The sequence below is a fragment of the Nocardia sp. NBC_00511 genome (genome assembly GCF_045161165.1).
Taxonomy (GTDB): Bacteria; Actinomycetota; Actinomycetes; order Mycobacteriales; family Mycobacteriaceae; genus Nocardia.
In genome coordinates, this window is record NZ_CP107849.1 from 8,155,841 (window position 1) to 8,168,999 (window position 13,159).

Sequence of the window (13,159 nt, forward strand, 5' to 3'; positions counted from 1 at the left end):
GCGCGGGATTCACCAGGAACAGACACAGGTCTATCTCTAGGAGTCGAAATGGCCGAAGCGACAGTGATTTCCGGGCAGGTCGTGGTGATCACCGGTGGGGCGCGGGGGATCGGGCTGGCGACGGCGCGGTCGCTGCGGGATCTCGGGGCGCGGGTGGCGATCGGGGATGTGGACGAGCCCACCGTGAAGGAGTCCGGGGCCGATCTGGGGCTGGAGGTGTACGGGAAGCTGGATGTCACCGATCCGGAGTCGTTCACGGCGTTCCTGGACGAGGTGGAGCGGCAGCTCGGGCCGATCGATGTGCTGGTCAACAATGCGGGGATCATGCCGACCGGGGCGTTCGGGGAGGAGCCGGAGCGGATCACGCGGCGAATCCTGGACATCAATGTGTACGGGGTGGCGCTGGGCAGCAAGCTGGCGGTGCAGCGGATGCTGCCCCGTGGGCGCGGGCATGTCGTGAATATCGCCTCGCTGGCGGCGGAGACGCCGACGCCGGGGTTGGCCACCTACTGCGCCAGTAAGGCCGCGGTGCTGTCGCTCACCGAGACGTTGCGGCTCGAGTATCGGGAGAGCGGGGTGCGTTTCTCGGCCGTGCTGCCCACCTTCACCAATACCGAACTGGTGTCGGGTACCCACGGCGTCAAGGGTTTTCGCAATGCCGAGCCCGAGGAGATCGCGGCCGCGGTGGCCGGGCTGCTGTCCAAGCCGCGCGCCCGGGTGGCGGTGACCCGGGCGGCCGGGGCGCTGATCGGCTTGCAGAAGTTCCTGCCGCGCGCCGTGAACGAGTTCCTGGGGCGGCAGTTCGGTCAGGAGCACCTGTTTCTCGACGACGTGGACCAGGCCGCTCGGCAGGCCTACGAACGCCGTGCTCGCGGCGAAAACGACTGACCGACAACCTGTTAGGCGAACGGAGTCCCGGTGACCGACATTGCGACCACGCTGTGCGAGGCGTTCCAGCGCACCGCCGCCCGATATCCGGATCGGATCGCCCTGCGTGACGCGGGCGGTGGTCGGGAACTCACCTGGCGCGAATACGATTCTCGGGTCAGGGAATTGGCGACAGGACTGTCCGGCCTGGGAGTGACGGCGACGGACACCGTCGCGATCATGCTCACCAACCGGGTGGAATTCCATCTGATCGATACGGCCGTACTGCACACCGGGGCGACCCCGTTCTCCATCTACAACACCTTCACCGCCGAGCAGATCTCACACCTGTTCGCGAACGCGGGCAGCCGGGTGGTGGTCACCGAGTCCCAGTTCCTGGCGAAGGTGCGCGCGGCCGATCCGGAAGGCCGGATCGCGCACATCATCTGTGTCGACGCCGATCTCGACGGCACGCTGACCCTGGACGAGCTGGCCGCCACGCCCGCACCGGATTTCGACTTCGAGGCCGCCTGGCGCGCGGTGCGGTCCGACGATCTGCTCACCATCGTCTACACCTCGGGCACCACCGGCGCGCCCAAGGGCGTGGAGCTCACCCACGCCAACCTGCTGGCCGAGTTCGAGGCGATGGACGCGCTGGTGTCGATCGGCCCGGACGATCGGGTGGTGTCGTATCTCCCCGACGCGCATCTGGCGAATCGCGCCTTCGCGCATTACAACAACCTCATCGAGGGCGTGCAGGTCACCACGGTCGCAGACCCCAAACAGCTGATCGCGACGCTCCCGCAGGTGCGCCCGACACTGTTCATGGCGGTGCCCGCGATCTGGTACCGGGTCAAGTCCGGGATCGAAACCCTCATCGCCGCGGAGCGATCCACGCCCAAGCGGCTGCTGCTGAGCTGGGCCGTGCGCACCGGCGCGGAGGCGGCCCGGCGGCGCTTCGACGGCCGGGCGGTGCCGCTGTCGCTGCGGGTACGGCACGCGGTCGCCGATCGCCTGGTGTTGCGCACCCTGCGTGTCCGAATGGGCCTGGACGGCATCAAGATCGCGGTGAGCGGCGCCGCGCCGATCGCCCCCGAGGCCATGGCTTTCATACTGGGACTGGGCTTTCCGGTGTGCGAGGCCTGGGGCATGACCGAGTCCTCGGCGGCCGCCACCGCCAACCGCCCGGACGCCATCCGCATCGGCACGGTCGGACCGGCGTTGCCGGGCACCGAGATTCGGGTGGCGGCCGACGGTGAGCTGCTGGTGCGCGGCCCGCTGGTGATGCGCGGCTACCGCAACGATCCGCAACAGACCGCCGAGGCGATCGACGCCGAGGGCTGGCTGCATACCGGCGATATCGGCAGCATCGACGCCGACGGCTACGTGCGCATTCTCGACCGCAAGAAGGAGCTCATCATCAACGCGGCGGGCAAGAACATGTCGCCGTCCAATATCGAAGGGGCGGTGCGGGTTTCCTGTCCGCTGGTGCAGGCGGTGATCGCGATCGGCGACAATCGCAAGTACGTCACCGCGCTGATGACCCTCGATCCGGACGCGGCGGCCGCCTTCGCGCGGCGGCACGGCGTCACCGATCCGGCACCGGCGCTGCTCGCCGAGCATCCCGCCGTGCTGGCCGAGATCGAGGCGGGCATGCGCGCGGCCAACGAGCGCCTGTCGCGGGTCGAGCAGATCAAGCGCTATCGGGTGCTGCCGGTGACGTGGGAACCCGGCGGCGACGAGCTCACCCCGAAGATGTCGCTGAAACGCAAGCCCATCGCCGAGAAGTACGCCGCCGAGATCGACGCCCTCTACACCTAGGGTTTACGCGCCAGCGCGGCCGAGATCAGCCGCTCCCAGACGCTGATCTCGCGCTGGTCGGTGCCGATGCGGGTGACGCCGTCGGCGACATCGGCCGGACGCCACAGCGCGCACGGCACCAGGCCGGGCTCCTGCACCTGCAGATCGCCGAAGAGTTCCAGGATCTCGTCGTCGGTGCGCCAGCGGCCGCGGCCGAAGGTGTTCTGCAGCTTGGCTTCCGCGGCGCGGGTCTCGTCGTTGCTGCCGGAACGGAAGTGCGAGATGTAGACCATGCTGCCGGTGGGCACCTGCCCGGACCAGTAGCGCACCACGTCGGCGGGCTTCTCGGCGTCGGCGAGGTGGTGCAGGGTGGCGCTGAAGATGACGGCTACCGGCTGGGTGAAGTCGATGAGCCGCTCGACCTCGGGGTGCTTACGAATCTCCTCGGCGTCGCGCAGGTCGGCCTGGATGACGGTGGTGCGCTCATCGGTCTCGAGCAGCGCGCGGCCGTGCGCCAGCACGATCGGGTCGTTGTCGACGTAGACGGTGCGGGCGTCGGGCAGATGCTGACCGGCGACCTGGTGCACATTGTCGGAGGTGGGCAGCCCGCTGCCCATGTCGAGGAACTGCCGGATGCCCGAGTTCGCGATCTCGGCGACCGCGCGGGTCAGGGCGCGGCGGTTGGAGTAGGCGATGTCCACCGAGCCGGGCAGGTCCTTGAAGAAGAAGTCACCGACCTCACGATCGACGGCGTAATTGTCCTTGCCGCCGAGCATGTAGTCGTACACGCGGGCGATGCTCGGCTTGGACTGGTCGACCTGCGTCTGGTCGGTCATTTCTCGGTCACCCCTGGGTGGTCGGCAGCGTGTGCCAGTAATCCTATGTAACCGAACAGGTTCCGGCGCGGGCTTCGAGAACCGAAGCGACCGCTCGGTGTGCCGTACGGTTGCCGGAGATCCGCCCGTGCGAGGATCGAGCCATGACGTCGCTGGTGGATCTGCTGCCTTCGGAAGCCATCGACCTGCGGGGTCACGCCGCGGACTGGCGTGCGGCCATTCGCGCGGCCGGTGAGTTGCTGGTTGCCAATGGCGTGACCACCCCCGACTACACCGACGAGATGATCGGCAATGTCGAGGACAACGGTCCCTACATCGTGATCGCGCCCGGGTTCGCGTTCGCGCACGCCCGCCCGTCCCCGGCCGTGCACCGCACCGGCATGTCCTGGGTGCGGCTCACCGAACCGGTGAACTTCGACAGCCCCAACGATCCCGTCGACCTGGTGGTGGCGCTGGCCGCCGCCGACTCCGGCGTACACACCGACGCGATGGCGTCGCTGGCCAAGGTGCTGCTGGAACCGGGCGCGGACAAGCTGCTGCGGGACGTGCAGACCACCCGGCAGCTGCGGGCACTGCTGCTCGACGAGGCGGTGATCGACGCCGCCTCCGGGACCGAAAAGGCCACTACCGCAGCGGTTCCCGCCACACCGGCTGCCAAGCCGCGCACAGGCCCCGTGAAGATCCTCACCGTCTGCGGCAACGGCGTCGGCACCAGCCTGTTCCTCAAGAGCACCCTGGAATCGGTGCTGGAGCGCTGGCACTGGACGCCCTACATCACCGTCGAGGCCACCGACACCATCTCCGCCAAAGGCAAAGCGGGCGAGGCGGTCGCAGTGCTCACCTCCGGGGAGATCGCCAAAACTCTTGGCGATCTAGGCATTCCGGTGCAGGTGATCGAAAACTTCACCAGCACGGCCGAAGTCGATCACGCCATGCGCGCACTCTTCGACGTCTAGAAAGGCGGACAGCATGAATGTTGTTCTGGCCATAGCGCAGTTCGTCGTCAACGAGATCCTCAGCCAGCCCGCCTACCTGATCGGCATCATCACCGCCGTCGGTCTGATCGCGCTGCGCAAACCGGCCGGACAGGTGGCGGGCAGCGCCATCAAGGCCACCCTGGGCTTCCTGCTCATCGGCGCGGGCGCGGGACTGGTGGTGGAATCGCTGAAGCCGCTGGGCGCCATGATCCAGGGCGCGCTGGGCGCGCACGGCGTGATTCCCACCAACGAGGCCATCGTGGCCATCGCGCAGCACGAGTACGGCGCGCAGGTGACCTGGCTGATGATCCTGGGCTTCGGCATCAGCCTGGTGCTGGCCCGGTTCACGCCGCTGCGCTACGTCTTCCTCACCGGCCACCACATGCTGTTCATGGCCACCCTGCTCACCATGGTGCTGGCGGTGGCGGGGTTGTCCACGCCGGTCGTGGTGGTGGCGGGCGGCATTCTGCTGGGCATCGTGATGGTGTCGTTCCCGGCGCTGTCGCAGGCCTGGACCCGGCGCATCACCGGCGGCGACGAATTCGCGATCGGGCACTTCGGCACCGCGGGCTACATCGCGGCCGGTGCGACCGGGCAGCTGGTCGGCAAGCGCAGCCGCAGTACCGAGGAGATGGATCTGCCGGAAGGCCTGCGCTTCCTGCGGGATTCGATGGTGGCGACCGCGCTGTCGATGGTGCTGCTGTACCTGGCGCTGGCGGTCGCCTACCTGGTGCGCGCCGGACAGTCCACGGCCTTCGGCGCTTTCGAGGGCGGCGCCACGAATGTCGGCAACTACCTGATGAAGTCGGTGCAGCAGGGCCTGTACTTCGGGATCGCGGTGGCGGTCATCCTGTTCGGCGTGCGCACCATCCTGGCCGAGCTGGTTCCGGCCTTCCAGGGCATCGCGGAAAAGGTTGTCCCCGGAGCGATTCCGGCGCTGGACGCCCCGATCGTGTTCCCGTTCGCGCAGAACGCCGTGCTGATCGGCTTCATCAGCAGCTTCGTCGGCGGCCTGGTCAGCCTGGGCCTGCTCACCTGGGTCTTCAACCCCGCCTTCGGCTGGGCGCTGGTGCTGCCCGGCCTGGTCCCGCACTTCTTCACCGGTGGCGCGTCCGGCGTCTACGGCAATGCCACCGGCGGCCGTCGCGGCGCGGTGCTGGGCGCGTTCGTCAACGGCTGCCTGATCACCTTCCTGCCCGCCATCCTGCTGAAGGTGCTGGGCCCCTTCGGTGAAGAGAACACCACCTTCGGCGACGCCGACTTCGGCTGGTTCGGCACCGCGATCGGCACCGCCGCCAAACTCGGCGGCTGGGGCGCGGTGGCCGCCTCCCTCGCCATCGGCGTGGTCATCCTGCTGGGCGCGATCGTCGTCCAGACCAAGGTGGTCGCCACCGGCTGGGATCCGGGTGCCGCCCGCGACGCCGCCCTCGGAATCGAAACTGCCCCAAAGGCTTCCGCCGCCACATCCACACCGTCGTCCGGTACGGCGTACGCCAAGATCCCCGCCCCGGCCGGAGCCCCCGCCCCACCACCTCCTGCCTAGCCACCAGCTCGGGGCGGGCTCAGGCGGTGAGGGCGGTTATCTCGCCGTGGAAGAGCTCGCCGGTTTCGACGTAGCAGTGTCCTGCCGCCGCAGCGAATTTGACGTCGTAGCCCGCCGAAGTGACGGTGGGGTGGGTCCAGCGCGATGCGCCCGTCGTCGCGTCGAATGCGCGCAGGGTGTTCTCGGCGAGGAAGTAGAAGGTGCCGCCGTCTGCGAATCCGCCCGCGTTGAAGGCGTCGCCGTGGGAGACATCGGCCTGCCATGTCGGGGTGTGGTCGCCGCCGGGGCGAAGCGCGAACAGCGTGGTGCCGTCACACACGTAGTAGGTGTCGGGCCCGCAGTACACCTGGAAGTCGGTGCTGGGCGCGAGCGGGAGACCGGTCATCGACCACCGTGTCGCACCGGTTTCCGGATCGAGGCCGGAGACGGTGTCGCGACGGTTGCTCGCCAGCAGCGCGCCACCGGTGAGGCCGGACTCCATGACCGAGGTCGAGGCCCAGGAGACATCCGTACGCGACCACACCACCGCCCCGTCGGCGATATCCAGCGCGGTGATGTTGCCACCGTCCGCGCGTGACCGCGTGTAGATCAGTCGACCGGAGCCCGGCACGTGGATCACGTCGGAGTTGCTCGGGCTGGGCACTTTCCAGCGCACCGACCGGTTGACGGTATCGACCGCCCACACCTCTTGGCGGGTTCCGCCCGCGTGGCCGACCACCAGGTAGAGCGCCCCGCCGAGCACCCCGTAAGCGCCGGTCGCATACGTGCCCTCCGGGGTCTCGAAGGTCCACTGCGTCTTCCCCGACGCGACGTCGATGGCGTACACCCGCCGCATGGTGTCCTTGGGTTCGCCACCCACCAAATACAGTGTGCCGTCGGTGATTCCCGCATAGTGATCGATGCCGGACATGGTCGCCGAAACGGTGGTGACCCAGCGCTGCCGCCCGGTGGCGGGGTCGAGACCTACGACCCCGAGCGCGGCCCCGATCAGCACCACCCCGTCGGAGCAGCGGAGCCCCTTGATCCCGAACTCGCCGCCCGGAAAACTCCACGCCGCATTCCCCGGCGCGCCAGGCACCCCCGGCGCGCCAGGCACCCCCGGTGCTCCTGGATTCACCGCCCCGGCAGGCTGCGCCGCCCTTGGCGATCCGCATCCGGTGGCCACCAGTCCGGCCGCAACCAGACTGCCGCGCACCATGTTCCGTCGGCTGATCGCCATTCGATTCCCCCTCCGCCCGCTGCCCGACCACCCTACGGTCACCGGCCGGGCCCTCGCCAAGATCAAGGAGCTCTCACCGTCGAAATCCGGGTTGGATTTCGCGGTGAGAGCTCCTTGATCTCGATGGGTCCTCAGACCGCGCGCAGGCGGGTGCGGGAGGCGTAGACGTGTTCGGCGATGAGGGTGGCTATGCGGTCGGGGGCCTCGAGCATGGGGACGTGGCCGACATCGTGGACCAGGATGCGGTCTGCCGATTCCGGGAGTTCCTCCAGGAAGCGGCGGGCGTAGGCGCGGTTGGGGATCACCCGGTCGTTCTCGCACATGAGCAGGCGGACCGGGGTTTTCAGGGTGGAGAGGTCCTCCAGGGCCGGGAAACGCAGGCCGCTGACCAGCATCGGGAGCATGGCGCTGCAATGCGTGGCCGAGCTGATCGCGGCCTCCAGGCCGCGGCGGGGGACCGCGGACACGTTCTTGCTCAGCACCATGCCGACGGCCTGGCGAACCAGGGCGCTGTAGGCGACGGCGTGCGGGAGGCGTTTGCCGATCTCCACGAACGGGATCAACGACGCGAACTTCAGGCCGACGCGCAATTGCAGGGCCGACGGGGTTTGCCAGCCGCCCGCCGGGGCAATCGCGGTGAGGGTGCGGGCCCGGCCGCGGCGGGCCAGTTCGAAGCCCACCCAGCCGCCGAGCGAATTGCCCGCGATATGGCAGGTGCGCCAGCCCATCTCGTCGAGCTGGTCCTCGATCCGGTCGGCAAGGGCACTTATATCGATGTACCAGCCGTCGAAATCGGGTCCGCCCCAATGCCCGGCGAAGGCGGGAGCGAACACTTCGCAATGGCCGGACATGCGTTGCGCGACCTGCTCCCAGCAATGCGGGGACATCATGAAGCCGTGCAACAGGAGCAGTGGTTCTCCGGACCCGGTGTGGAGCGCGCCGATGGGCGCGAGCGGGGCGGTGGGCTTGGGTGAGCCTGACGTCATCGTCGTCACCCCTTCCTGGACCTCGATGTCCGCGAAGAGAGTCGGTAGCCGCATTGTACGGTCGTGGAGTGGCGAAAATCATCAGTACGTGCAACGTGAACGGGGTGCGTGCCGCGTCGGGCAAGGGACTGCTCGAGTGGCTGGCCGCAACCGAGGCCGATATCGTCTGCCTACAGGAGACTCGGGCAACCGATGAGCAAACGCGTAGCGCGCTAGCGCCCGCGCTGGACGCCGGGTGGTTCCTCACCCATGCCGAACCCGGCCTCAAGGGCCGCGCGGGAGTCGCGATCCTGTCCCGGCACGCACCCGACGCGGTGCGCCTGGGCGTCGGCCTGGTTCAGGACGGAACCTGGTGTGCCGTCGAGGAATTCGCCACCCTGGGCCGCTATATCGAGGCCGATTTCGGTGACCTCACCATCGCCAGCGTGTACGTCCACACCGGCGAGGCCGACACCCCCATGCAGGACGAGAAGTACCGCTTCCTCGACGCCATCGGGGCACGCATGCTGGCCCATCCGGGCGAGTTCGTGATCATGGGCGACTGGAATATCGGGCACACCGAACTCGACATCAAGAACTGGAAGGGCAACGTCAAGAACTCCGGCTTCCTGCCGCGGGAACGCGCCTGGGTGTCGTCGATGATCGCCGCCGGATACGTCGACGTGGTGCGGGAACTGCATCCCGGCGAGCTCGGCCCCTACAGCTGGCACTCCTACCGCGGCCGCGCCTTCGACAACGACGCCGGTTGGCGCATCGACTACCAGCTGGCGCGCGGTGACATCGCCACCCGGGCCAAGCAGGCCGTGGTGGAGCGCGCCGCGACCTACGCCGAACGCTGGTCCGACCACGCGCCGGTGACGGTGCAGTACCGATGAACGTCTCGAAGAAGACCCGCGCCTGGCTCACGCTGGGCGCGGCGGTCATCGTGCTGCTGATCGCGTTCGTCGCCACCCGCGTCGACCACTCGTCGAATACGAGCAGCACCAAGGCTGTTGCCACCAGCACCGCGAAATCCACCACGGCCGCGCGGGCCACCGCCGTGAAACCCGGTGTGGCCGACCAGGCAGACCCGCCCGCGCACGCGGCGGGTGTCCCGGATCGCGCGTATCAGACGCTGACCGAGATCGACGCCGGTCGCTGGCCCGGTTCGGCCAACGCTCCCGGCACACACGGCGGCGACACCTGGAACAACCGCGACGGCACCCTGGCCCGAAAGGACTCCTCCGGCAAGGCCATCGCCTATCAGGAATGGGACGTCAACCCCAAGAAGCCCGGTCAGGGCCGCGACGCCGAACGCATCATCACCGGCAGCGACGGTTCGGCGTACTACACCGGCGACCACTACAAGACCTTCACGAGGATGCGCTGATGTCCGAGCCCATGTCGCTCTCTCAGTTCCTCTCCGCCCCGGCCGAATCCGTGACCGCGAGCACCGCGGCACCCGTGCTGGGGATGCTGCCGCTGGGGGCGGCCGAATTCTCCGGTGTGCGTTACCGGATTCCCGCCGACTACGTCTCGCGTGAACTGCGCGGCCGCCGGATGCGTACCGTCGCTGAGGTTTTCGACGAGTTCGCGGCCGCGTTCCAATTCCCCTACTACTTCGGGGAGAACAAGGACGCGTTCGACGAATGTCTGCGCGACCTCGACGATTTCGTGGGGGAGGCGCAGGGGTACGTGGTGGTGATCCGCAATGCGGCGTTGCTGCTGGATCAGCAGGCGGGGGAGCGGGACTGGTTCGCGGAGGCGATGGCGGACTGCGCGGCCGTGTGGGCGAAGCGCGGGACGCCGTTCCGGGTGGTGTTGCAGGACGCCACCCCGCCCGGGCTGGCTGCCGTCGCACTGACCCTCGACGACGAAAGTCCGGCGGCCGCCGTCGAAAACCGGAAGTCTTGATTCATCGGATCTTCCGCTCACGTTCACCTGCGCGCGAACCAACAGGTGAAACACGCTGCAATGGTCAGGCTCGAGCGATCGCGGCCCACCGCGATCCTGATTGACCCTGGAGGTTCCATGCCAAGCTCGGCTCGCCGTCGCTTCGGTAAACGAAGCCGCGCCGCCGTAGCGTGCGCCGCGCTGCTCGCGCTGAGCGCCACCTCGTGCTCCTCGTCTTCGGACCAGGCCGCCGGTGACACCGCCACGCCGATCAAGCATGTGGTGGTGATCTTCCAGGAGAACATTTCCTTCGATCACTACTTCGGCACCTACCCGAACGCCGCCAACACCGACGGCACCAAGTTCACGGCGCTGCCAAACACTCCCAAGGTGGACGGCCTCACCCCGGACCTGCTGACCAAGAACCCCAACAAGTTCCAGCCGGTCCGCCTCGGCGGCCCCGATCAGCAGATCACCTGCGATCAGGACCACGAGTACAAGGACGAGCAGCTCGCCCTGAACAACGGCAAGATGGATCAGTTCGTCGAGCACACCAACGTGTCCGAGGGCGCCTCCTGCCAGAAACCGATCTACGGTCCGCAGGGCCTGGTCATGGGCTACTACGACGGCAATTCGGTGACCGCCGAATGGAATTACGCGCAGCACTTCGCGATGAGCGACAACTCGTGGACCACCACCTTCGGCCCGTCCGCGGTCGGCGCGCTGAACCTGGTCTCGGGTCAGACGCACGGCGTGAACAAGCAGTTCATGCCCGCCGGCAAGCCGTTCCCGGCCGACAACGTGGTCGACGGCACCCTGATCAACGACGCGCAGCCGCTCGGCGACGACTGCTCCGACCGTGACCAGGTGCAGTTGGGCGGCCAGAACATCGGCGATCTGCTCAACAAGCAGAACGTCACCTGGGGCTGGTTCCAGGGCGGCTTCAAGCCCACCGACACCAAGGACGGCAAGGCCGTCTGCGGCGGCGTCCACAATGTCGGGGTGGCACTGGGCGGTACCGGCAAGACCGGTGACAAGCCGTTCGCCACCAAGGCCGACTACATCGCGCACCACGAGCCGTTCCAGTACTACCCGTCGACGGCCAACCCGCACCACCTGCCGCCGAGCTCGGTGGACAAGATCGGCCAGACCGATCAGGCCAACCACCAGTACGACCTGACCGACTTCTGGTCGGCCGCCGACGCCGGCAAGATGCCCAGCGTCAGCTATCTGAAGGCCTCGGGCTACCAGGACGGCCACGCCGCCTACTCCGATCCGCTCGACGAGCAGCAGTTCCTGGTGGACACCATCAACCACCTGCAGAAGCTGCCGGACTGGAAGGACACCGCGGTCGTCATCGCCTACGACGACTCCGACGGCTGGTATGACCACGTCGCCCCGAAGGTGTCGAGCACCTCGACCTCCGAGCAGGACGGCTACACCTCGGCGGGCGTCTGCGGTGACGCCAAGGCGAATCCGGCCAAGTACCAGGGTCGTTGCGGGCTGGGCCAGCGCGTTCCGCTGCTGGTCATCTCCCCGTACGCCAAGGCCAACTTCGTCGATCACGGCGTGACCGACCAGTCCTCGGTGCTGCGTTTCATCGAGGACAACTGGAAGACCGGCCGCATCGGCGACGACTCCGCCGACGCGAAAGCCGGTGCGCTGGACCCGATGTTCGACTTCAAGGCGACCGCGCAGCCCGCGCTGCAGCTCGACCCGAAGACCGGTGCCGCCAGCTGATCCACCGCGTTTCGACCGCCCGGTCTCATCCCCGCGATGAGGCCGGGCGGTTTTGTGTTCGCGTCCGGTGATCTCCCCCTATAGTGCGGTGGAACGTGTTCTAGAAACTGCGGGGGAATCCTGTGCTCAATCGTCGAAAAGTGCTGCGCGACGGCATGATTCTCCTGGCCGCCGGAACCGCCGGATGCGCCGCGCCGCAGGCGGCCGCCCCGACCGCGGCCTCGGGCAGCGTGGTGTGGAAGTACAAGGTCGACGGTCAGCTGCGCCGATTGCGCTACGGCAGCGGCCGATTGATCGTCGCCTCCGACACCGCGCTGATCGGACTCGACGGGCAGACCGGCGGCGAGGTCTGGCGGCTGCCGATCGTCGCGTCCGGTGATCACCTGGAGATCGCCGACGGCATCCTCTACGTCTGCGGCGGCGAGCCCAACGCCAAAGGTGACCGCGTCAGCGCCGTCGATCTGGTCTCCGGTCAGCGCAAGTGGGCGTTCGACGCCCCCGCGGGCGCCACCCTCAACGGCGCGTACGGGATTCGCGACGGCGTGTGCTTCCTGGTCGCCTCGAACGACGACAAGCACGGCCACGAGGTCTGGGCCCTCGACACCACCACCCGCACCGTGCGCTGGCAGGTCCCGGCCTCCGCCGACCGCCTCCACGTCCCCGCCACCGGCACCCTGCTCTACAGCTTCGGCCCAGACGGCGGCAGTCTCTCGGCCCTGGACGCGGCCGGCAACGGCGACCTCGCCTGGTCGCGCGCCGACGACCCGTCCGTCCGCTCCAGCACCCTGCGCTCCGGCCTGGTCGGCGGCCTCATCCTCGCCAGCGACGGCAGCACCGTCTCCGGCCTCGACCCCAAAACCGGTGCGGCCCAGTGGACCACCCCCACCCTGCCCTACTCGACCGGAGTCTTCTTCAGCTCACCCGACGCCTACTACCTCACCGACGGCGCGAAACTCTATGCCCTCACCCCCGGCGGCGAGGCCACCCGACTCTGGTCGCAGACCCTCACCGACCAGAACCCCGGCCTCACCGGTCACACCACCCCGACGGCCCTCTACCTGCTGACCGGAAAAACCCTGCGCGCCATGGACATCCGCACCGGCCTCCTCCGCTGGACCCAGGACGCCCCCGGCTCCGACATCCCCTTCGCTGTCGGCGACGCCCACTGCTACCTCCAATCCCCCGAAGATCCAGGCGAATCCGCCATCGCCGCCATCGCCCGCTGACCCAAGTATCTGGCCGATGAGAGCGTTGGCCACGCTGGGGGCCTGACAGGCGCTTCACAAACCGGAAATCGGGCTGGTGGCGTCGATGAGCCG

At 68.2% G+C, this 13,159-nt stretch carries 12 protein-coding genes; 9 read left to right on the plus strand and 3 right to left on the minus strand.

The features are described from left to right. The first annotated feature begins 48 nt into the window (after nucleotides 1–48). Nucleotides 49–888 (plus strand): SDR family oxidoreductase, encoded by an 840-nt coding sequence (locus OG300_RS37735; RefSeq protein WP_405489472.1) that lies wholly within the window; start codon nucleotides 49–51, stop codon nucleotides 886–888. A gap of 30 nt (nucleotides 889–918) precedes the next feature. Beyond that, nucleotides 919–2,688 carry an AMP-dependent synthetase/ligase gene (locus OG300_RS37740; RefSeq protein ID WP_405489474.1) on the plus strand — a complete coding sequence of 590 codons (1,770 nt, stop codon included), beginning with the start codon at nucleotides 919–921 and terminating at the stop codon, nucleotides 2,686–2,688. On the opposite strand, the gene OG300_RS37745 is transcribed toward OG300_RS37740, so the two are convergent. Continuing rightward, a complete protein-coding gene (locus OG300_RS37745; protein ID WP_405489476.1) occupies nucleotides 2,685–3,503 on the minus strand; it encodes an SAM-dependent methyltransferase in 819 nt (272 codons plus the stop codon). The genes OG300_RS37740 and OG300_RS37745 overlap by 4 nt on opposite strands. A 143-nt stretch (nucleotides 3,504–3,646) precedes the next feature. Between OG300_RS37745 and OG300_RS37750 the strand changes: the two genes are divergently transcribed. Continuing rightward, a complete protein-coding gene (locus tag OG300_RS37750; RefSeq protein WP_405489478.1) occupies nucleotides 3,647–4,459 on the plus strand; it encodes a PTS sugar transporter subunit IIA in 813 nt (270 codons plus the stop codon). Nucleotides 4,460–4,472: 13 nt separating this feature from the next. Next, complete coding sequence (locus OG300_RS37755) at nucleotides 4,473–6,023, plus strand: PTS ascorbate transporter subunit IIC (protein ID WP_405489480.1); 1,551 nt, start codon at nucleotides 4,473–4,475, stop codon at nucleotides 6,021–6,023. Nucleotides 6,024–6,042: 19 nt separating this feature from the next. On the opposite strand, the gene OG300_RS37760 is transcribed toward OG300_RS37755, so the two are convergent. Both OG300_RS37760 and OG300_RS37765 read right to left on the minus strand, forming a co-directional pair. Further along, entirely contained in the window at nucleotides 6,043–7,242 is a 1,200-nt protein-coding gene (locus OG300_RS37760; protein WP_405489482.1) for a PQQ-binding-like beta-propeller repeat protein, read from the minus strand. Between the two features lie 131 nt (nucleotides 7,243–7,373). Then, nucleotides 7,374–8,228, minus strand: a complete 855-nt coding sequence (locus tag OG300_RS37765) for an alpha/beta fold hydrolase (RefSeq protein WP_405489484.1) — start codon at nucleotides 8,226–8,228, stop codon at nucleotides 7,374–7,376. A gap of 68 nt (nucleotides 8,229–8,296) precedes the next feature. Between OG300_RS37765 and OG300_RS37770 the strand changes: the two genes are divergently transcribed. From OG300_RS37770 to OG300_RS37790, 5 genes are all read left to right on the plus strand, one after another. Continuing rightward, nucleotides 8,297–9,103 (plus strand): exodeoxyribonuclease III, encoded by an 807-nt coding sequence (locus tag OG300_RS37770; protein WP_405489486.1) that lies wholly within the window; start codon nucleotides 8,297–8,299, stop codon nucleotides 9,101–9,103. After that, nucleotides 9,100–9,597: a ribonuclease domain-containing protein gene (locus OG300_RS37775; RefSeq protein ID WP_405489488.1), complete on the plus strand. Its 498-nt coding sequence runs from the start codon at nucleotides 9,100–9,102 to the stop codon at nucleotides 9,595–9,597. Before OG300_RS37770 ends, OG300_RS37775 begins: the two co-directional genes overlap by 4 nt. Beyond that, on the plus strand, nucleotides 9,597–10,121 hold the full coding sequence (locus OG300_RS37780) for a barstar family protein (RefSeq protein WP_405489490.1): 525 nt from the start codon (nucleotides 9,597–9,599) through the stop codon (nucleotides 10,119–10,121). The genes OG300_RS37775 and OG300_RS37780 overlap by 1 nt, the downstream gene beginning before the upstream one ends. Before the next feature lie 117 nt (nucleotides 10,122–10,238). Beyond that, nucleotides 10,239–11,840 (plus strand): phospholipase C, encoded by a 1,602-nt coding sequence (locus OG300_RS37785; RefSeq protein WP_405489492.1) that lies wholly within the window; start codon nucleotides 10,239–10,241, stop codon nucleotides 11,838–11,840. A 122-nt stretch (nucleotides 11,841–11,962) separates the two neighbouring features. Then, nucleotides 11,963–13,066, plus strand: a complete 1,104-nt coding sequence (locus tag OG300_RS37790) for a PQQ-binding-like beta-propeller repeat protein (RefSeq protein WP_405489494.1) — start codon at nucleotides 11,963–11,965, stop codon at nucleotides 13,064–13,066. Nucleotides 13,067–13,159: the final 93 nt, after the last annotated feature.